Genomic DNA, 19,276 nt, shown 5'->3' with positions numbered 1-19,276 from the left:
GCCGTTCACCGCACCCCGGTGATCATTCCGGCGCCGACGGTGGTGTGGGTGGCTTCGTCGATCAGGATGAACCCGCCGGTCAGCCGGTTGCGGCCGTAGTCGTCGACGAACAGCGGCTGGGTGACCCGCAACGAGATCCGGCCGATCTCGTTCAACCCCGGCCCGGTCGCGGTCTCATCGCGGTGCAGGGTGTTGACGTCCAGCCGGTAGTGCAGATCCTTCACCAACGCCCGAGCGGTCCGGGTGGTGTGCTTGATGATCAGCTTGGTGCGCGGGCCGAGCTGCCGGTCCGACGTCATCCAGCAGACCATCGCATCCAGATCCTGGGCCACCTCGGGCCGGTTGCCCGGCCGGGCGATCATGTCACCGCGGGAGATGTCGATATCGTCGGCCAGCCGCAACGTCACCGACATCGGCGCATAGGCCTCGGTGACCGGACCGCCGGGACCGTCGATATGAGTGATCGTGGTCGTCAGCCCCGACGGCAGGTGCACCACCTCATCGCCGGGCTTGAGCACCCCACCGGCGACCTGCCCGGCGTAACCCCGATAGTCGTGCAGGTCGGGGTCGGTGGAGGCGTGGGGGCGGATGACGTACTGCACCGGGAACCGCACATCGATCAGGTTGCGGTCGGAGGCGATGTGCACAGGGTGTAGCTCGAACGGAGGGACCGACTGAGCCGGGCGTTCGCGCCTGGGCTGTTTGAACGCGGGACTGCCTTCCACCGTTGGTTGAGGCCAGGTGGCGCATTGTCGAGCTGCGCGGGCAATCGGGCGAGGTGCGGTCGTGTGGGGCCGTGGAAGATCGGTTGTCCTGGTTGGAGATCGCCTGGGAAACGGTGTCGGACGCGTGGGCGTGAGGTGACGCGACAGTTGCCGCAGGCCCATCTGGATCTGTGGCGGCGTGCGAGGAACAGCGCCCGACCGCCGGTCGTCCGGCCGGATGATCGGGAAAGGCCTTCACTTTCTGCCGGCCACGGTGGTCGGCACTCGCACGGACTGACCAAGCTCGCCATGACCGAGGCGGTGCGCGGGTCGCGCGGCACCACCCACGCTGCGGTCATTGCTCGCCGCGGTGTGGCTGTCCACATCTTCTGCGACCTGGTCCACGTGCTGGAGTATTGCTGGCACCCTGTGCACCGCCGACGGCCCACGGCCCAACAACATGTCGCCGCTTGGGCGCTCAGCCTCTTGGCCGGGAACATCGACCAGTTCATCGGCGACATGACCACCCGGGCTGCCACTCTGCCCACCCACCATCGCGACGGGCTGAAGGCCGCCGTCCGCTAGCTGGCCCCCGCGCTGGCCGCCTACGACCGGGCCCGCCGCCCCCGGTGCCGGAGGATCGACCGTCAGGCGGGCATGATCGGGCGCTTCGGCGTCCGCCTGGGAGACGGCCGGCGGCGCCCCGTTCGCGACACCCTCCTGCGGCTCACACCGGCCAGGCTGCTCGTCAACGACGCCTTCCTCAAGGAGCTGGTCGGGTGGACGCCCCCGCCCGCGCCGGTTCGGCAGGCGGGACCGCCGGCGCGCTGACGGCGGCAGAAGATCCTTTAACCTTGGCGGGTGACGGACACCCCCGAGAACCTCGCGCTCCCCACCGCGCTCGCCGAAGTCGCCGAGATCGGCTTCACCTGGGAATGGGACGAGGAGACCGACGAAGTCCGCGGCTGCGACTTCGAGCTCTACGACCACCTTGAGGACCCCGCCCGGACCGCGTGGTGGTTCCGGCTGTGGACCGGCAATCCCGATGTCGACGGCAGCCAGTTCCGTTTCTTCGGCACGACCGGCTCCGGTGACTACACGGGCTTCTGGCTCGCCCGCCCCACGGCCCGGCTCACCGACCAGCCCATCGTCTACATCGGCTCCGAAGGGGAGCACGAGGTGCTGGCGAGCGACCTCGGCGACCTGCTCTGGCTGTTCGCCGCGGGCCTCGGACCGGCCGAAGCCTCCACCGAGCCGGAGCCCAACGCCGAACCCGACCCCGCCTTCCGCGCCATCGCCGAACGCCACGCCCCCGGCCGCCAGCGTCCGCCCGAACAGATCGTCGCGGCGGCACAGGCCGAGTTCCCCCACTTCCAGGACCACATCGCCGCCCTCATCCGCTGACCTCGCCGACACCGGGGAAGGCCACGGTGATGGTCCAGATCGTGCTGCGCGATCCAGCCTGTCAGCGCTGCGGTGAAGCCGCCTGGACCTGGAGGGGCCTGTCTCCAGCATCCCCGCCACCCGTTCGCCTGAAGAACCGGGCCAGTGCCCACAGCCGGAGCGCCACCGCGACCAGCCCGGCGAGCGCCGCGGCGGCCAGGGCGATCGTCAACGGGGCCGCGAAGTAGGTGAGCTGCGCCCAGGTGACCGCACGGCCTCCGATGATCAGCGACACCAGCTGCGGATAGGCGGCGAACACCGCGACCGGCAGCAGCGCCGGGACCAGCCGCGGCGCAATCCGCCACCGGGGCGCCGCCGCGCGTCGCCGGGCCCATCGGCGGGCGCGGAACCCGGCCAGCACCCCCAGCCCGACGGACACGAGCACGATCAGGCCGAGGGCCAGCTCCGTCAGGTGCCCGCCGCGCCCCGGCGCGGGCGGGGTACGCCCGTCGATCAGCGTCAGCAGGCCCTCCAGCGTCGACCAGCTCACGTCGGTCAGCCCGGCGCCGTTGACCATGACGGCGACGCCGTATCCGGTGGACGGCACGATCGCCTGGGCGGCGTTGTAGGTGAAGATGTTCCCCGAGTGCACCAGCCGCGCCGGGCCGGTGCCGCCCTCTTCCCCGGCCCAGCCCATGCCGTACCGGTGGTCGCCGGTGGCCGGGCCGGGCGCGTGCATGGTGCGCAGCGCGGCGCGGTTCAGCGTGCGCGGCGCTTGCCCGGACTGGGCGATCAGCCACCGTCCCATGTCATGGGCGTTGGTGATCACGCCGCCCGAGCCGCTGCCGTCCAGGAAGCCGGGCGCTTCCGAGCGCGCGATCCACAGGCCGAACAGGGAGTGGTGGCCGTCGGCCGGGCGCACGTCCCGGTCGCTGACGGCGCTGCCGTTCATGCCGAGCGGGGCGAACACGCGGCGCCGCAGGTAGTCACCGAACGGCCGGCCGCCGGCGACCTCGACGAGCCGGGCGGCCAGGTTGTAGTTGACGTTGCAGTACGCCCAGCGGGTGCCCGGGTCGGTGGTCAACCGCGCGGTGCGCAGCCGCGCCACGTACTCGCGCAGCGACCCGGCGTCCTGCGTCGCGCCGATGTCGACGGTGCGGTCGGACAGGCCGGAGGTCTGGTTGAGCAACTGCCGTACGGTGATGCGCGCGGCGCGCGGGTCGGCGGTCCGGAACTCCGGCATCTGCGCGGCGACCGGCCGGTCCAGCGCGATCCGTCCCTCGTCGACGAGGGTCATCACCGCGGCGGCGGTGAACGACTTGCTGAGCGAGGCCACCCGCATCGGTGTGCGGGCGGTGACCGGGCGTCCGGTGGAGTCGTGGCCGTATCCCGCGGCGTGGACGACGCGGCGGCCGTGGGTCACCACCAGCGACATTCCCGGCATGCCGGACGCCTTCCTCACCCGGTGGGCGTACGCGTCGATCGTCTCCGGCCTGACCTGGGCCTCCGCCGGGGACCCGGTCACGGCGTGGGCCGGGGGCGCCGGGGTCATCGCCACGGCGAGCCCGATCGCGATGATCGCCGCCGAGAGCCTGGTTCTCATTCCGTCTCCTTCGCGCGGATCGGAAGAGAATCTAGAAACCGGGGTCACCTCAGGGCATCGGACGATCGTCCACCGCCGACCCCGACTTTCGTCAGAGGTCCCCACGGGGGTCCGGGACGTCGGCGACCATGCGGTCAGCGCGCGAAGCCCAGCCCGGTGTGGAAGCGGTGCGCGTCCTCGCGCCGTTTGTCGCTGGTCAGCTGGACGAGCGCGCAGCCGCGCGCGCGTGCCCGTTCGATCGCGTGCTCCATCAGGATCCGGCCGAGCCCGCCGCGACGGTCCGCGCGGATCCGCACCGCCTCGATCAGGGCCCGTTCGGCGCCGCCCTTGCCGAGCCCCGGGATGCACGTCGCTTGCGGGCAGCCCACCACCGCGCCGCCCTCGCCCCGGTCGTCGACCTCTTCGAGCAGGACCGGCATCTCGTTCCGCGGGTCGGCGTCGATCGCCGCGAAGGCGCGCTCGTGGGCCTGCGTGACCGTGACCGCCGCCGGGAGATCGGCGCGGGTCGCGGGACGCAGCGTGAAAGCGGGTACCGGCTCGGGCCGCCGGGCGCTATCCGATCCGGCCGGGTCCCGCGGGGGCCGGAGAGGGGCCGCCCAGCGCCCGTTCGGCCCGGACCAGGAGGCGGTAGGCGCCGGCGGCGGCGAGCATCGCGACGGCGTCGCCGCCCGCGATCAGCCACTGCTTGCCCAGCAGGCTGAAGGCGAGGATGGCGCCCACGACGAACACGATGTGGAAGGTGTGCATCGCGCTGGCCACGCCGTAGACCTGGTACTTCGCCATCCTCACCGCCGCCGTCAGCAGGCTCACGCTCATCATGGCGGGGAGGAGCGCGACGATGAGGAGCCACTCCAGGCCGCCGCTTCCGGCGGCGGACATCGCGAGCAGCAGGGTCAGGACGGCCACGCACGCGCCGAACGCGCCGGAGGCCGGCGCGGCGTCGCGTGCCGCGCTCCGCACACGGGGGTCGGCGGCGTAAGGCGAGGCGGCGGTCCCGCCCATCTCCTCCCGCCACCTCCGCCGCGCCGCGACGGCCGAGACGACCATGTGCCCGAGCGCGGCCGCCGCCACCAGCGCGCCCAGCACGCCCAGCGGCACCTGACCCTTCTGGAAGAAGACCACGGCGGACATCGCGCCGCCGAGGACCAGCGTGCCCATGATCCGCGCGTAGGGGCTCTGTCCGTCCATCGGGTCCTGCCGGCACCGGCCGTCGATGATCGTCGCAGGGCCACCCTAGAAGCAAACAGACATTGTTGTCTTTATGGCTTGGAGGTCAGCGGTGACCGGCCGTGGCCACCGCCCCGGGGGACGGCGGCCCGGCCGGACCGTGGGGGTGGTGTCAGATCAGGCGGCTGACGACGATGTCGTCCACGTAGTAGGCGGCGTTGACGCCCGCGGTGAGGCGGGTGTCGTCGAGCTTGATGCCGGTCGCCTGGTTCCGGGTCGACACGAAGATCGCGAGCTGGTGCCCGGCCTGGTACGTCTTGAACGACGGGATCCGCGCGTGCAGGAGCTTCCACGCGGGCACGGCGGTGTAGTCCTGCCAGTTCTCCGGATTCGAGGTGCCGGTGACGGCGATGTGCTCGACCCGGGTCTCCACCGGGACCGCGTCCGCCCACGAGTGGTAGAACTCGATCTGCACCGACTGGGTCAGCGACACGTCGCAGGCCGAGGAGCCCGGCTCGTTGTCGGTGTCGATGAAGAACCTGCTGATCTGGCAGGCCAGGTCGATGTCGACGACGACGCCGCCCGACACGCTCGGCGTGTACAGCACCATGTAGCCGTTCCGCCAGCTCATCGAGCAGGTGGTCTTGTCGCCGGTCTCCCGCTGCCGGTAGCGGATGTGGCTGCCCGTCCGGTTGGTGACGGTGTCGAAGTAGGTGTCGGCGTTCCAGATCGCGAAGTCGCCGGGCCGGCTCGACGACCACGAGTACCCCGGGTCCCACCAGCCGTCGTAGTTGCGCTTGGCCGAGGTCCGCTCGGCGTCCTCCGCCTCCCCCTTCCACGTCAGCTCGACGCCGCCGGTGCGCCCGAGTTCGTTGAGGGCCCTGGCCCGCGTCGCGAAGTCCGCGCGCATCCGGTCCAGGGCGACCAGGTCCACGCCGAGCTCCGTGGCGTAGGCGCGCATGGCCGCCGCCCGCCGGTTCTTGGCGTCGAGGCCGGCGTTCTCGGGCAACCGCAGCTCGCTGCCGCGCCGCCGGAGCCTCTCCTGCGCCTCCGGCGTCACGATCTTGCGCTGCTCGGCCGCGAACCGGGCGGCGACCTGCTCGCCCTCCGCCACGAAGCGCTCGTTCTGCGCGGCGTCCCGCGCGGCCTGGACCGCCCGCAGGTGCTCGATCGCCTCCGCCGGAATCCCCGTATCGGTCGTCATCATTCCCGTTCCCCTGGTTCTCTGCGTCCCGCGTCTTTCGCGGACACACCTCACTTTCCGTCTCCGTCGCCCTTCCGACATCGGTGACCGCTACCGACTTTCCGCGCCCACCCGTTACCGAGCCGCTCGCACGGCGCGCCGGGAGGCATCGTCGGTGGTGGGGCCGGTGACGGTCGCGTGGCCGGGGTGCGGCGCGCGCGGTCGTCCGGCAGGGCGGGCTCGGCGCCAGGCTTGTGATCGCGGGGCGTACGGCTACCCTGGCGAAGAGTGATCGTGGACCCCCGGACGATCAAGGACGCTGCGCATGGCCGAGCGGAAGTCCAGAAAGCCTGGTGATTACACCTTCGTCAACGGCAGGTGGATCCCGAAACCCACCTCCGACGAACCCGAGACCACGCCCCCTTCCGTCACGCCCCCCGGAAGTGCCTCTCCCTTCGACCGGCGGCCCGGCGGTCGAGGGACCGACGCACGGCTCACCGCCGCCAGACTCGACGAGCTGCTGAGCAACCTGCCGGAGAAGGACGCGCTGCGCCTGGCACAACTCATCCAGCAGAACGCGGAACGCCGGACGTTCAGGCCGGTACCCGTCGTCCTCCCGCCTCCGCGCCTCTCCTCCTCCATCCCCCTGTGGGTCTACGCGGGGCTCGCCCTCGGTGGCATCGGCGGCTTGATCGCCTACCTGGCGACCAGCGGGCCCGGGGACCGCGTCCTCGATTCCGTGGCGAGGTTCGGCGCCACCTTCGCCATGATCACCATCCCGTTCTTCCTGATCTTCGGCACGGTCGTGCTGGCGCAGTTCCTCATGCGGCGGCCCGAGGACGACGATCCAGACGAGGAACGCGTCCACCTGACCGACCCGAAGACGGACGAGAACCCCGACAGATACTGGTCACCGGACTGACGCGGGCGACGACCGCGTTCAGGCCGCGCGCCTTCGCGCGGCGAGTCCCGCGTGGTCGGTGAGCTGTATCTTGGCGCTGTGGATTACCTGGTCGCACTTCGGCGTGAACTGGACGCGTTCGGCGCCGTGCTGGACGGTGACCTGTCGGCTCCGGTCGAGCACTGCGGCGGCTGGAGGCTCGTGGATCTGGCCGCGCACCTGGGGGCGGGGAACCTGTGGGTCGTCGCGGCGGTGCGGGAGGGGCACGGCGACAGCTATGACGAGGGTGCCGCACCCCGTGAGCAGGCCGCCCTCAAGGCCTGGTACGCCGGGACGGCCGACGCGCTCGTACAGGCCCTGTCGGTCGATCCCTCGACCGAGGCATGGACGTTCTTCCCGCCTCACACGGTCGGATTCTGGCGCCGGCGCCGCAGCCAGGAGACGCTGATACACCGGTGGGACGGCGAGCACGCGCTCGGTCCGACGACGCCGATGGATCCGGCGCTCGCCGCCGACGGCGTCGCCGAGGTCTTCGACACCATGGCGCCCCGCATGATCGCCAGGGGGGCCGCCACCCACCCCGAGCGGGCCGTGCGGATCACCGCCACCGACACCGGCCGCTGCTGGACGTACGGGACCGGTGAGCCGGTCGCGGAGGTCTCGGGCACCGCCGAGGACCTGCTGCTCATGCTGTGGGGACGCAAGTCCTGGGATGCCGGATCGGTGACCTGGGACGGGAGCCGCGAGGCGGGGCTGGGCGTGCTGGCCGGGCCACTGGTCCCCTGACGCGGCACCGGGAGTCCTGGCCGTCAGCCCTGGCGGCTCCCCGGCACGAACGCGACCGAGGTCGCCCCGAGCCTCCGGGAGTGGCCGCGGGCCGACGGTGAGAACCGCGACGCCGGGGCCGCGCGCCCATCCGCTGGCGCGTGCGCCGGGGCCGTTCGTCGCGGTGGGCGTGGTGTCGCCCCTGGTCGGCGGGCTCACGCGAGGGTGCGGAGCGCGGCGTCGATCGCGGTGGCCAGGCGGGCGGGGTCGTGGCCGGCGCGTTCCCGCACCCGCAGGCCGAGGACGGTGGTGAACAGCAGTTCCACGGCGGCGTCGAGGTCGAGGTCGGACGGCAGTTCGCCGTCGCGGCGGCCCCGGTCCAGCAGGGACCGGACGGCCTGCCGGGTCACCTCGAAGGCGGCCTCGGTCCGCCGGCGGACCTGGTCGTCGGCGGTGCCGAGTTCGGTGGCGGTGTTGACCACGAAGCAGCCCCGGCCGGGCTCCCCGCCGGACGGGCAGGAGACCAGCCACAGCATCCAGTCCCGCAGGACCTGGCGGACCGGACGGCCCGCGGCGTCCAGCCGCCGTTCGGCCTCGGCGGAGTCGGTGGCCCGGTAGTGGTCGAGCGCGCGGAGGAACAGCGTGTGCTTGTCGGTGAACGTCCGGTACAGGCTGCTGGGGGTGAGCTCGAGCTCGGCGCCCAGGTCGCGCACCGAGGTGGCGTTGTAGCCGCGGCGCCAGAACAGGTCGGTCGCCCTGACGACCGCGTCCTGCTCGTCGAACTGTCGGGGTCGGGCCATGCCCCTCACCCTATCCCACTTGTGGAGCGATCGTTCCCATACTAGGGTCCACCGACATATGGGAGCGATCGCTCCCAAACGAGTGAGGAGATATCCGGTGACGTCCACCGAACAGACCGCGGTCCCGGAGACCGGATCCCGGGACCCGCGACGGAGTCGCTGGCCGGCGGTCACCGCCGTGGCCCTGGGAACGTTCCTGCTGGTGACCGCCGAGCAACTGCCGATCGGGCTGCTGACCACCGTCGGGTCGTCGCTGTCGGTCTCCGAGGGGACGGCCGGGCTGATGGTGACGGTGCCCAGCCTGGTCGCCGCGGTCGCGGCGCCGCTGGTCCCGGCGCTCGTCGGCGCGCTGGACCGGCGCCTGCTGCTGCTCGGCCTGATGGGGGTGATGACGCTCGCCAACGTGGTCTCGGCCCTGGCGCCGGACTTCGCCGTCCTGGTGGCCTCCCGGGTGCTGGTCGGGGTGGCGGTCGGAGGTTTCTGGGCCGTCGCCGGCGGCCTGGCCGTCCGGCTCGTGGCGCCCGCGGACGTGCCGCGGGCCACCGCGGTCATCTTCGGCGGGGTCGGGGCCGCGAACGTGTTCGGCGTCCCGCTCGGCACGCTGCTCGGCGGGTTCACCGGCTGGCGCGTCGCCTTCGCGACGCTGAGCGCCCTCGCGCTGCTGGTGCTGCTCGCCCTGCTGGCCGTGCTGCCGCCGCTGGCCGCCTCCCAGGCCGTCCGGCCGCGGCTGCTGGCCGCGCAGCTGCGCAACAGGGGCGTGCGCGTCGGCATCCTGGCGACGTTCCTCATCGTGACCGGCCACTTCTCGGCCTACACCTTCGTGAGCCCGGCGCTCCAGGAACTGTCGGGGATCGACGAACGGCTCGTCGGTCCGCTGCTGTTCGGGTTCGGCCTGGCGGGCATGGTCGGCAACTTCGCCGCCGGAGCCGCGCTGGCGCGCGCCCCGCACCGGACCGTGCTGGCGATCGCCGTGGTCCTGGCGGCCGCGATGCCGCTCTACCCGCTGCTGGGCCGGGGGCCGGTCGGCGGGGCCGTCCTGCTGGTCGTCTGGGGTCTGGCCTTCGGCGGCGTGTCGGTCGGGCTGCAGACCTGGATGATCAGGACCGCGCCGCACGCCGTGGAGGCGGCCTCCTCCCTGTGGGTGGCGGTGTTCAACCTGTCGATCGGCCTCGGCGCGCTGACCGGTGGTGTCATCGTCGACTCGCTCGCCCTGCAAGGTGTCCTGTGGCTCGGCGGGGCCTGCGCCCTGGCGGCCGCGCTGGCGGTGTGGAGCGCGCGCGCCGAAGAGACCCTGCGGTGACCGTCATCGCGCCGCGGCGTCGGCGAACGGCCCGGGGGGCAGCGCGGCGGGACGGTCCCCGGCGCGGCCGCCGTCGTCGCGGTGCTCGGTCGGGGTCACGCCCCGCAGGCGTTTGAACGCGACGCTCAGCGCGAACGCGTTGGCGTAGCCGACGCGGCGGGCGATCGCCCCGACCGTGGCGTCGGTGCCCCGGAGCAGCTCGGCCGCCAGGGTGATGCGCCAGTCGGTCAGGTAGCCCATCGGGGGTTCGCCGACCATGGCGGTGAAGCGGCGGGCCAGCGCGGCGCGCGACACCCCGCACCCGGCCGCCAGCGACGCCACCGTCCAGGAACGGGCCGGGTCGTCGTGCATCAGCCGCAGCGCCCGGCCCACGACCGGGTCGCTCATCGCCGCGTACCAGGCGGGCGGCCGGGCGTCGGGGCGGTCGAACCAGTGCCGCAGGGTCGAGATGAGCACCAGGTCGAGCAGCCGGTCCAGCACCACCTGCTGGCCCGGCGCGTCCCTGGCGATCTCCTCGGCCACCAGGTCCATCGCCGAGGAGCGGTACTCGGCCGCCGGGACGCGCAGCACCTCCGGGAGCGCGGCCAGCAGGCGGCGGCTGACCTCGGACCCGACCTCGTACATCCCGCTCAGCAGCAGGTCCGTCTCGTTCCGGCCCATGCCGCACAGGCGGGGGCCGATCCGGATCTCGTCGCGGAGCTCCGAGCCGTCGGGCATGGTGCAGGTCTCGGCGTCGTGGACGACGAAGCACGGCGGCGTGCCGGGCCGGTCGGCGACGGTGAACGGCCGGGGCCCCCGGACGATCGCGACGTCGCCGGTCTCGAGGCGGACCGGCTCCCCGGCGTCCGGCACGACCCAGCCCGTCCCGCGGAGCGTCGCGACCAGGTGGAGCGGGGCGCGGGTCGCGAACCGCAGCCCCCACGGGGGGTCGAACAGGGTCTGGCTGAACAGGGCACCCCGTGCCCGAACGCCGTCGAGGAGGTCGGTGAGCGCGTCCATGATCCCGAGCGTAGACGCACGGACATGCGGGTGAGCCTCTCAGCCATGGCCCGTCTCGGCCGTGCCCGGTTGACTTCCTCACATGACGACGACGAACCGTGAGGTGACCATGGATGACAGGCCCATCGCCGTGCTCGGCGCGACCGGCAAGACCGGGCGGCGCGTGGTGCGGCGGCTGCGGGAGGCGGGGCGGCCGGTGCGCGCCCTGTCGCGTTCCGCCGAGACGCGTTTCGACTGGACCGACGAGTCCACCTGGGACGCCGCCGTGCGGGGCGCGGGCGCCCTCTACCTGGTGTGCCCGACGGATCCGGCGCCGGTCGCGGCGTTCGTGCGGCGCGCGGCGGACGCGGGCGTGGAACGGTTCGTGGCGCTGTCGGCGCGCGGGTCGGAGCACTTCGGCGTGGACGGGGTGTCGTTCGGCACGGACATGGTGGCCGGTGAGGCGGCGGTGCGCGACAGCGGCGCGTCCTGGGCGGTGGTCCGGCCCAACAACTTCTCCCAGAACTTCAGCGAGGACCTCTTCCACGCGCCCCTGGTGGCGGGGCGGCTGGCGCTGCCGTTCGACGACACGCCCGAGCCGTTCGTGGACGTGGAGGACGTCGCCGCGGTCGCGGTGGCGCTGCTGACCGATCCGGAGCGCGACGGGGAGGTCGTCGACGTGACCGGGCCGCGCGGGATCACGTTCCGGGAGGCCGTGGCGGCCATCGCGGAGGCGGCCGGGCGGGAGATCCGGTACGTCGAGCTGAGCCGGGAGGGGTACGTCAGGGAACTCGTCGGCGAGGGCTGGGACGAGGCGGACGCCGAGACGTTCACGCAGATGTTCGACCTGATGCGCCGCGGCGCCCTCACCGGGACGACCGACGGCGTCGAGCGGGTCCTCGGCCGCCCCGCCGCCGACTTCGGGTCCTATGTGGCCCGGACCGCCCCCACCGGCGTCTGGGCGGGCGCCTAGGTCGTCGACGGGGTGACGACGGAGAAGTCGACCTTGAGCGCGTAGCGGTCGGCCACGTAGGAGCTCACGGAGTACTCCAGGGGCCGGCCGTCCTGGTCGAGGACGGACCGGGTCTCCACGAGCATCGGCGTGGTGGGGTCGACGCCGAGGTGGGCGGCGTCGTCGTCGGCCGTGCGCGCGCCGAGGACCGAGGAGCCGAGCGTGGGATGGAGCCCGAGCCGGCGCAGCGCGTGGTGCAGCGAGCCGGTCTCCAGGTCGGCGGTGAGCAGCGCGTCGAGGGCCGCGGGGAACCTGGCGTGCTCGATGGCCACGGGCAGGTCGTCGAAGAACCGGACGCGGTTGATGGCGATCACGGAGGCGGCCCCCGGCGCCCCGCCGGGGTACAGGGCGGCGGCCTCGTCGGGGGAGGCGGGGCGCACGCCGGCCTCCAGGACGCGCGAACGCGGCGTCCTGCCCATGGCGAGGGCCTGGTCGTAGAAGCTCAGCAGGGTGCCGACGGGCCGGGTGGCCGCGGTCTTGCGCACGAAACTGCCCCGGCCGGGGACGCGCTCCAGCAGGCCGTCGCGCTGCAACCCGGCCAGGGCGGCGCGCACCGTCATGCGGGCGACGCCGAACTCCTGCGCCAGCTGCGTCTCCGAGGGGAACGGGTCGCCGTCGGCGGCGGCGTCGAGGCGTCGGCGCAACTGCTCGGCGATGCGGGCGTGCAGCGGTCGAGGTGCGGCCATGGGGCGGTTCCTTCGCGGTGGTCGGACGGTCGGCCTCCAGTGTGACGGCGGTCGACACCGGTCCTCTATTTGTATAGGTTGTCTAGACAGCTCACCGCGTCGCCGGTTCCGTCCACCCGAAGGGAAGCCCGCCATGTCCGTCGCCCCCACCGAGGTCCTCCGCTGGGACGGCCCCCTGCCCTCCCGCGACGAGGTCGCCGGGATGATCGACCACTCGCTGCTGCGCCCCGAACTGACCCGGGACGAGGTCGAGGCCGGCCTGGCGGTCGCGCGGGAGTACGGCACCGCCTCGGTGTGCGTGCGCCCCTCCGACGTCACCGCGGCCGTCGCGGCGCTGCGCGGCACCCGGGTCGCCGTCGGCACGGTCGTCGGCTTCCCGCACGGCGGTTGCACCACCCGGACCAAGGTCGCGGAGACCGCCGAGCTGGCCGGCCTGGGCGCCCAGGAGATCGACATGGTGATCGACATCGGCCGGCTCCGCGCCGGTGACGCCGCGTTCGTCCAGCACGAGATCGCCGCCGTGGTCCAGGCCGCCCAGGGACGCCCCGTGAAGGTGATCCTGGAGAACCACTTCCTGACCGACGACCAGAAGGTCGCCGGCTGCCGGGCGGCCGAGGCCGCGGGCGCGGCCTTCGTCAAGACCAGCACCGGATTCGCCGCCGGCGGGGCCACCCTCGCCGACATCGCCCTGATGCGCCAGGCGGTCTCGCCCGCCGTGCAGGTCAAGGCCGCCGGGGGCGTCCGCGCCCTGGACGCGCTGCTGCGCTTCCACCGGCTCGGCGCCACGCGGTTCGGGGCGACGGCCACCGCCGCGATCCTCGGTGAACTGGAGCGGCGCCACAACGGCGAGGCGCCCCTCGACGGGACGGCGGATTCCGACCCGGCGGGCTACTGAGCCCCGTGGCCCGCCGCGTCCGGGAGATCCGGTGAACGCCTACGATGATCAAATGCACGGGACCGCCCCGAACCCCTACTGGAACACCAATGTCGCCCGGCATCCGGGCATCCTGCGCGCCGTCCCCGAGGGCTGCGGCGACGCGCTGGACGTCGGCTGCGGGGACGGCCTGCTCGCGCGGAGGCTGACCGGGCGGGCCGAGCGCGTCACCGGCGTCGACAGCTCGCCGGAGATGGTCGCCCGCGCCCGCGGGCTCGCCGCCGGCCACCCGGATCTCACCTTCGTCGAAGGCGACTTCCTCACCATCGACCTGCCCGCCGGGGGCTACGACTTCGTCTGCTCGGTGTCCACGATCCACCACATGGACTTCGAGGCCGCCCTCACCCGCATGCGCGACCTGCTGCGCCCCGGCGGGAGGCTGGTGGTGGTCGGTCTCGCCCGCTCGGCGACCCCGGCGGAACGGGCGGCGACGGTCGCGGCGGCCCCGGTCGTCCGGATCACCAAGGTGCTGCGCCGCGCGACCGGCCCCGGAGGGATGCCGACCGCCGACCCGCGGATGGGCTACGGGCAGGTGCGCTCGGCGGCCCGGCGGCTGCTGCCCGGCGTCCGCTACCACCGGCACGTTCTCTGCCGGTACTCGCTGACCTGGGAGAAACCCGCCCGCTGACCGGCTAGGGGCGGTCGACGCGGTAGACGTAGTGGAGGCGGTCGTCGATCGGGTTGTCCGGTTCCAGGTCGCCTTCCGCGACGCGGCGCAGGCCCGCCTTCTCCAGGGCCCGCCAGGAGGCCCGGTTGGCCGCCACGACCGGGATGATGACGCAGCCGGCCTCGGGATCGTCGGTCCAGGTGCGCTCCACCAGGGCGCGGATCATCGCCGGGCCCAGGCCCCGGCCGACGCTGCCGGGGTCGCCGATCAGGTAGTCCAGGCTGACGGCGTTCTCGGGGACCTCGGTGAGGGGGGCCAGCTCCTCGCGGTACTCGGGGTAGTCGCGGTAGCGGGAGCGCTGGACCAGGCCGAGCGGGCGGCCGTCCAGGAACACCAGCAGGTCCTCGTTCGGCTCCTCGCCGCGCGCGCTGGGGCCGAAGTCGCGCCGGACCGCCTCCGGCGAGGTCTCGTGGTTCCACCAGCGGGCCACGTGCGGCTGCTCCAGCCAGGCCCGCAGCAGGGGGAAGTCCTCCTCGGTGACCCGCCGCCAGGTGAACGACGGGGCCGTGTCCGTTGTCATGCCGTCGAACGTAACAACCCCGCTCCCCCGCCGCCACGGAGTTCACGGCCGGTCAGCCGGAGCAGGGGCGGCCGTTCAGGGAGCAGGAGGAGGGGGCGGCGGCGCCGCCGTCGGCCTGGAAGCCGATCTGGATGCTCTGGCCGGGCCCCAGCGAACGGCCCGTGGTCGCCAGGCGGTCGCCCGAGTGGCTGGCGCTGGTCGAGCCGCTGTTGGTCCATGCCGACAGGATGGTCCGGCCGGAGAACACCGCCGAAAGCTGCCAGGACGAGATGGCGGTGGTGCCCCGGTTGACGACGGTGACGGTGCCGATGAAGCCCGAGCCCCAGCTGTTGGAGGTGGTGTAGGAGGCGGCCAGGCCGCCGACCGGCGCCGAGGGGCGGGACGGGGCCCCGCCCGGGGACGGGGAGGCCGACGCCGACGGCGAGGCCGGCGGAGACGCCGAGGCCGACCGCGAGGGCTTGGTGGTGACGGCGGCCGACGCGCTCGACTTCGGCGGCACGTCCTCGCCGAAGGTCTCCTCCGGGGCGGGGCCGCCCTCCGGCGTCGGCGCGGCGGGCGGGGCCGCCAGGGTGCGGCGGGGCCCGTCGTCCCCGGCGGCGGCGGTCAGGGCGAACGCCGCCGTCCCGCAGACCACCAGACCGGCCGCGCCCGCCAGGACCGGCCTTCCGAGCAGGCGTCCGGACGCGGCCCGGTGCCTGCCCGGACCGCGGTCGGCCTTCTCGCTCAACGTTCCCCCCAGTTCATCCCGCAAAGCTCGAGGACGCAGGCGTCACCTGCCCTGTCATGGGAGCGTCGTGAATGTACCAGGAGAAGATCGTCAAAGGCGCCCGTTCCGGCGCAGGAGGTCCACGGCGCGGACCGTGGCGTGGCCGCGCCAGTCCAGGGCGCCCGCCGGGGAGATCCGCGCGTAGTCGACGGACCACCCGCCGTCGTCGTGCTGGCCCGCCTCCAGCCGGTCCAGGTCGGCGTCGATCACCTCGGGGGCGAACAGCGCGCGGGCCGGGCGGCCGGGGAACGGCGCGAAGTCCAGCGGGGTCAGGTACTCGTCGTCGGTGCCGCCCTCGACGTGGACGCGCCCGTCGGCGGGCACGTGCTTGCCGAGGCGGCGCAGCAGGTCGGCGGCCTCGGGGCGGCTGTCGTGGACGGCGTCCAGGAACCGCACCGCGAACGCCAGCACGTACGCGAACGGGGCCTCGTCGAGCGCGTCGATGGCCGCCAGGCAGTAGCGCGTGGTGCGGTCCAGCCAGGGGTGGGCGGCGACGGCCGGGTCGTGGGCGGCGACCTGGTGGGCGACGGCGGCGGTCACAGCGGTGATCTGGAGCGCGGACGCGTCCGGGTCGGCCCCCTGCCACCACGGGGCGGTCGCGGCGGTGACGGTCAGCGGCAGCGCGAACGGCAGTCCGCCGTCGGGCAGCGTCACCGACTCCAGCCAGTCGCACAGCTCGACGGCGCGCGGGGTGGTGGCCGGGGCCACGTCCACCAGGGCCTCGAAGGCGTGCAGGGCGGCGCCGGGCTGGCTCTCCGGGGAGCGCAGGTCGGCCTCCAGGCCCCAGCCGTAGCCGCCGTCGGCGTTGCGGTAGCCGTCCAGCGCGGCCAGCACGGCGGCGGGGTCGGTGCGTTCGGTCAGCAGTTCGAAGCGGCGGCGGTCCAGGACGCGGGCGTGCCCGGCCATGAACGCGGCGGCCGCGGAGAGGTCAGCGGTCATGGGACCAGCCTCCCCCTCCGGGGACGGTCCCGTCTTGCAGGAAACGGCCATGTCGGAGACCGAACAGCGGTCCGGCTGCGACCGGCCCACGACCGGCCCCGGCGGAGATCCGCGGCGAGGCGGCGGCCGGGCTCCTGGAGCTGGACGAGCCGGTGTCGGTGATGTCCATGGGGGTGCTCGGCCACGAGCCCGACCTCGGCAAGGCGCGGCCGTCGTGGAGGGCGGCGCGAAGCCGGTGGAGAGCGGCGGCGCCCCGTACGCGCCGCGGGCCCCGGGCGAGCTGCTTCGCGGGGCTGGAGATGGTGGAACCGGGGCTGGTCCCGATCACGCGGTGGCGGGCGGACGGCGCGCCGGTCGACGCCGACGGGGCCGTGGCGCGCGCAACCGCGAGCCGGGGCCGGGACGGGTGTGCCGAACGCGGAGTGACATGATCATCAATTTTCGCTGAACCGCCCGGCGGGACATTGACCCGGATGGGGGTGCTATGTCCACACTCTGCGTCATGAACACCCCCCGCCTTTCCCGTCTGCGCCGCGCGCTGCTGGTGGTGCCGCTGCTGGCCGCCGGGCTGGTCGCCCCCACCGTGTCCGCCGTCGCCGCGCCGGTCCCCGTTCCCGGTGTCGCCGTCGCCGTCAGCGCCACGTCCGCCCACGCCCCCGTGACCACGGCCGCGGCGATCCGGCCGATCTGCGAGTCGAAGCTCCCCTCGCAGGCCCACGACACCATCGAACTGATCGAGAAGGGTGGGCCGTTCCCCTATCCGAAGGACGGAACGGTCTTCCAGAACCGCGAGGGCATCCTGCCCCAGAAGCCGCGCGGCCACTACCACGAGTACACGGTGAAGACGCCCGGCTCCTCCACCCGCGGGGCCCGCCGGATCGTGACCGCCGGGCACGAGGGCGACGACGGCATGTACTACACCGCCGACCACTACCGCAGCTTCTCCCACATCGACTTCACCTGCTGACCCCCGCCGCCGGGCGGCCCGCGTGCGGCCGCCCGGCGGCACGGCCCGGAAATACGCTCGCCCCGCGACGGCGCCGGTGCCACACTCCCCCGGGTGACCACCACCCGAACCGAACTGCTGCTCCGTCAGCTCGACATCGCCTGGGCGCTGTTCGAGTACCACCTGACGGACCTCGACGACGCCGCGTTCCTGTGGGAACCGGCCCCGCACTGCTGGACCGTCCGCCGCGCCGGGGACCGCTGGGTCGCCGACTGGGCCGACACCGAGCCCGACCCCGTCCCCGCCGTCACGATCGCGTGGGTGACCTGGCACATCGGCTACTGGTGGACGACGACGCTCGGCCACTGCTTCGGGTCCGGCGCGCCGGACCGCGAGGAGATCGTCTGGCCGGGCTCGGCCGCCGCCACGGCCGGGTGGCTGCGCGGGCTGAAGGACGAGTGGCGCTCCCGTCTGACGGGCCTGTCCGACGCCGAACTGGACGCCCCCGCCGCGCTGCCCTGGGCCACGGACCAGAGCCTGGCCGACGTGGCGGGCTGGGTGACCGTCGAGCTCACCAAGAACGTCGCCGAGGTCGGCCTGCTCCACAACCTCCACGGCGCGCGGAAGGCCTGAGCCCGAGAAATCCCGGGCGGGGCTGTCGATCCGGGCGGGGGCCGTTCGTCGTCATCACATGACGGACACGATTCTCTCCCGGCTCCGCGCCGAACGGCTCGACTTCGCCGACCTCCTGGACGACCTCGGCCCGCGCGAGTGGGACGTCCCGTCCCTGTGCCCCGGCTGGACGGTGCGCGACGTGGCCGCGCACCTGACGCTGTCCACGCGCACCACGCTGCCGCTCGTGCTGTGGCGCGCGGTCCGGGCGCGGGGCGACTGGAACCGCATGACCGCCGACCTGGCCCGCGAGCGCGCCGCCGCGTTCCCGCCCGCCGCGCTCGTCGCGCAGATCCGCGAGACGGCGGGCTCGGCGCGGCGCGCACCCGACGCGGGACCGCTGGACCCGCTGGTCGACGTGCTCGTGCACGGGCAGGACATCGCCCGGCCGCTCGGCCGCGTCCGGGAGATGCCCGTCGAGCCCGCGATCGCCGGGCTGGAGCACGTCCTGCCGAGCCGGTTCTACGGGGCCCGGCAGCGCATGCGCGGCACGCGGCTGGTGGCCACCGACGCCGACTGGTCGGCCGGGGAGGGGCCCGCCGAGATGCGGGCCCCGGCGGGCGACCTGCTGCTGTGGGCGACCGGCCGCGCGACCACCCCGCCCGCGGGGCCGCCGGCAGCGCCGTGACCTCGGCATCGGCGGCCCGGACCGGCTCGCCGCCCCTGCCGACCTCCTCCGCGTCCGGCCCCACACCGCGCCGTGGGGGGAGCCGGATCCGTCGACGTTGGCGATGGTCGCGCCCGGCGGGGCTGCGGTTGAACGACGGGGCGTGCGGTCCGGGCTGACCGTGCCGAACGGCCCCGGCTGGGGTCCCGCCGGGCGGACGACGTACGTGACCGAGACGGCGCGGGTCCGTCTCCCGGCTCGGGGACACAAGAGAGCGGGGGATCTTGTCAGTGATCGGTGGAGAAATCGGTGGCGCGCGGGGGTCATGATGCGCGCATGCGGATCTTTCGGCTCGGCTGTGTCGCGGGGGCCCTCCTGCTGACGTCCCCTCCGGTGCTCGCGGCGGAGGCCGGGGCGTGGCGGGCCGTGCCGTTGCCGTTCCTGTGGCGGGACAGCGGGCTGCGCGCCGTCGCCGCGACCGGGCCGGGGGACGTCCGGGTCGCCGGGTACCAGGGGTACAAGGTCCTCCCCCATCCCGTGAACGTCGTCAGCCATGGCAGTCCCGTGGTGCGCAGGTGGGACGGCGCGGCGTGGCGCGGGTACCCGCTGAACGGGTGGGACGGGCCCGGGTGGGCTCCGCGTCTCGCCGCCGGGTCGTCCCGGGGTCTGGATCAGCACCGGGTGGTGGGACGGGCAGCGCGACTACCTGGCGCGGTTCGACGGGACGGCGTTCCAACCCGTCG

General features: G+C 73.8%; 22 protein-coding genes and 1 pseudogene. 12 read left to right on the top strand and 11 right to left on the bottom strand.

Annotation, left to right across the window (positions count from 1 at the left end; genetic code table 11):
* Positions 1-5: 5 nt before the first annotated feature.
* Positions 6-656, bottom strand: a pseudogene (locus HNR61_RS32930) (elongation factor 1-alpha C-terminal domain-related protein); the annotation flags it as partial.
* Positions 657-1,013: 357 nt separating this feature from the next.
* Here HNR61_RS32930 and HNR61_RS32925 point away from each other — a divergent pair.
* The 3 genes from HNR61_RS32925 to HNR61_RS32915 all read left to right on the top strand — a co-directional run bounded on the left by HNR61_RS32925 (position 1,014) and on the right by HNR61_RS32915 (position 2,108).
* Positions 1,014-1,289: a hypothetical protein gene (locus HNR61_RS32925; RefSeq protein WP_182847041.1), complete on the top strand. Its 276-nt coding sequence runs from the start codon at positions 1,014-1,016 to the stop codon at positions 1,287-1,289.
* A 72-nt stretch (positions 1,290-1,361) separates the two neighbouring features.
* Complete coding sequence (locus tag HNR61_RS32920) at positions 1,362-1,535, top strand: hypothetical protein (protein WP_182847040.1); 174 nt, start codon at positions 1,362-1,364, stop codon at positions 1,533-1,535.
* A 30-nt stretch (positions 1,536-1,565) separates the two neighbouring features.
* Positions 1,566-2,108: an SMI1/KNR4 family protein gene (locus tag HNR61_RS32915; protein ID WP_312898214.1), complete on the top strand. Its 543-nt coding sequence runs from the start codon at positions 1,566-1,568 to the stop codon at positions 2,106-2,108.
* A gap of 61 nt (positions 2,109-2,169) precedes the next feature.
* Here the strand turns inward: HNR61_RS32915 and HNR61_RS32910 are convergent, their stop codons facing one another.
* The 4 genes from HNR61_RS32910 to HNR61_RS32895 form a co-directional block, all read right to left on the bottom strand.
* Positions 2,170-3,690, bottom strand: a complete 1,521-nt coding sequence (locus HNR61_RS32910) for a serine hydrolase domain-containing protein (RefSeq protein WP_182847039.1) — start codon at positions 3,688-3,690, stop codon at positions 2,170-2,172.
* A 134-nt stretch (positions 3,691-3,824) separates the two neighbouring features.
* Positions 3,825-4,133, bottom strand: a complete 309-nt coding sequence (locus tag HNR61_RS32905) for a GNAT family N-acetyltransferase (protein WP_376770287.1) — start codon at positions 4,131-4,133, stop codon at positions 3,825-3,827.
* Between the two features lie 109 nt (positions 4,134-4,242).
* On the bottom strand, positions 4,243-4,878 hold the full coding sequence (locus HNR61_RS32900) for a hypothetical protein (RefSeq protein WP_182847038.1): 636 nt from the start codon (positions 4,876-4,878) through the stop codon (positions 4,243-4,245).
* Positions 4,879-5,029: 151 nt separating this feature from the next.
* Positions 5,030-6,061, bottom strand: a complete 1,032-nt coding sequence (locus HNR61_RS32895) for a hypothetical protein (RefSeq protein WP_182847037.1) — start codon at positions 6,059-6,061, stop codon at positions 5,030-5,032.
* Positions 6,062-6,365: 304 nt separating this feature from the next.
* Here HNR61_RS32895 and HNR61_RS32890 point away from each other — a divergent pair, with 304 nt between their 5' ends.
* Entirely contained in the window at positions 6,366-6,962 is a 597-nt protein-coding gene (locus tag HNR61_RS32890; RefSeq protein ID WP_182847036.1) for a hypothetical protein, read from the top strand.
* 78 nt (positions 6,963-7,040) lie between these two features.
* Entirely contained in the window at positions 7,041-7,727 is a 687-nt protein-coding gene (locus HNR61_RS32885; RefSeq protein WP_182847035.1) for a maleylpyruvate isomerase family mycothiol-dependent enzyme, read from the top strand.
* Positions 7,728-7,921: 194 nt separating this feature from the next.
* Here HNR61_RS32885 and HNR61_RS32880 read toward each other — a convergent pair whose 3' ends face one another.
* On the bottom strand, positions 7,922-8,506 hold the full coding sequence (locus HNR61_RS32880) for a TetR/AcrR family transcriptional regulator (protein WP_182847034.1): 585 nt from the start codon (positions 8,504-8,506) through the stop codon (positions 7,922-7,924).
* A 97-nt stretch (positions 8,507-8,603) separates the two neighbouring features.
* Here HNR61_RS32880 and HNR61_RS32875 point away from each other — a divergent pair, with 97 nt between their 5' ends.
* Positions 8,604-9,806: an MFS transporter gene (locus HNR61_RS32875; RefSeq protein WP_312898213.1), complete on the top strand. Its 1,203-nt coding sequence runs from the start codon at positions 8,604-8,606 to the stop codon at positions 9,804-9,806.
* Between the two features lie 3 nt (positions 9,807-9,809).
* Here the strand turns inward: HNR61_RS32875 and HNR61_RS32870 are convergent, their stop codons facing one another.
* Positions 9,810-10,805: an AraC family transcriptional regulator gene (locus tag HNR61_RS32870; RefSeq protein ID WP_182847032.1), complete on the bottom strand. Its 996-nt coding sequence runs from the start codon at positions 10,803-10,805 to the stop codon at positions 9,810-9,812.
* A gap of 109 nt (positions 10,806-10,914) precedes the next feature.
* Here HNR61_RS32870 and HNR61_RS32865 point away from each other — a divergent pair, with 109 nt between their 5' ends.
* Positions 10,915-11,757, top strand: a complete 843-nt coding sequence (locus HNR61_RS32865; protein ID WP_182847031.1) for an NmrA family NAD(P)-binding protein — start codon at positions 10,915-10,917, stop codon at positions 11,755-11,757.
* On the opposite strand, the gene HNR61_RS32860 is transcribed toward HNR61_RS32865, so the two are convergent.
* Entirely contained in the window at positions 11,754-12,482 is a 729-nt protein-coding gene (locus HNR61_RS32860; RefSeq protein WP_182847030.1) for a GntR family transcriptional regulator, read from the bottom strand. The two genes, HNR61_RS32865 and HNR61_RS32860, sit on opposite strands and share 4 nt — an antisense overlap.
* Before the next feature lie 133 nt (positions 12,483-12,615).
* On the opposite strand from HNR61_RS32860, the gene deoC reads away from it, so the two are divergent.
* On the top strand, positions 12,616-13,377 hold the full coding sequence (deoC, locus tag HNR61_RS32855) for a deoxyribose-phosphate aldolase (protein ID WP_182847029.1): 762 nt from the start codon (positions 12,616-12,618) through the stop codon (positions 13,375-13,377).
* A gap of 52 nt (positions 13,378-13,429) precedes the next feature.
* Positions 13,430-14,044, top strand: coding sequence for a class I SAM-dependent methyltransferase (locus HNR61_RS32850; protein WP_182847028.1), 615 nt, complete (start codon positions 13,430-13,432; stop codon positions 14,042-14,044).
* 4 nt (positions 14,045-14,048) lie between these two features.
* On the opposite strand, the gene HNR61_RS32845 is transcribed toward HNR61_RS32850, so the two are convergent.
* The 3 genes from HNR61_RS32845 to HNR61_RS32835 form a co-directional block, all read right to left on the bottom strand.
* Positions 14,049-14,603, bottom strand: a complete 555-nt coding sequence (locus HNR61_RS32845) for a GNAT family N-acetyltransferase (protein WP_182847027.1) — start codon at positions 14,601-14,603, stop codon at positions 14,049-14,051.
* Positions 14,604-14,655: 52 nt separating this feature from the next.
* Positions 14,656-15,330 carry a cellulose binding domain-containing protein gene (locus tag HNR61_RS32840; protein WP_182847026.1) on the bottom strand — a complete coding sequence of 225 codons (675 nt, stop codon included), beginning with the start codon at positions 15,328-15,330 and terminating at the stop codon, positions 14,656-14,658.
* A gap of 90 nt (positions 15,331-15,420) precedes the next feature.
* Positions 15,421-16,308 carry a hypothetical protein gene (locus HNR61_RS32835; protein ID WP_182847025.1) on the bottom strand — a complete coding sequence of 296 codons (888 nt, stop codon included), beginning with the start codon at positions 16,306-16,308 and terminating at the stop codon, positions 15,421-15,423.
* 502 nt (positions 16,309-16,810) lie between these two features.
* On the opposite strand from HNR61_RS32835, the gene HNR61_RS32825 reads away from it, so the two are divergent.
* From HNR61_RS32825 to HNR61_RS32815, 3 genes are all read left to right on the top strand, one after another.
* A complete protein-coding gene (locus HNR61_RS32825; RefSeq protein ID WP_182847024.1) occupies positions 16,811-17,275 on the top strand; it encodes a guanyl-specific ribonuclease in 465 nt (154 codons plus the stop codon).
* Between the two features lie 93 nt (positions 17,276-17,368).
* Positions 17,369-17,887: a DinB family protein gene (locus tag HNR61_RS32820; RefSeq protein WP_182847023.1), complete on the top strand. Its 519-nt coding sequence runs from the start codon at positions 17,369-17,371 to the stop codon at positions 17,885-17,887.
* 58 nt (positions 17,888-17,945) lie between these two features.
* Positions 17,946-18,554, top strand: a complete 609-nt coding sequence (locus HNR61_RS32815; RefSeq protein ID WP_182847022.1) for a maleylpyruvate isomerase family mycothiol-dependent enzyme — start codon at positions 17,946-17,948, stop codon at positions 18,552-18,554.
* Positions 18,555-19,276: the final 722 nt, after the last annotated feature.

It is taken from the genome of Actinomadura kijaniata, from assembly GCF_014138665.1.
Classification (GTDB): Bacteria; Actinomycetota; Actinomycetes; order Streptosporangiales; family Streptosporangiaceae; genus Spirillospora; species Spirillospora kijaniata.
Note: the sequence above shows the minus strand (reverse complement) of the source record. Positions and strands in the feature narration are given on the sequence as shown.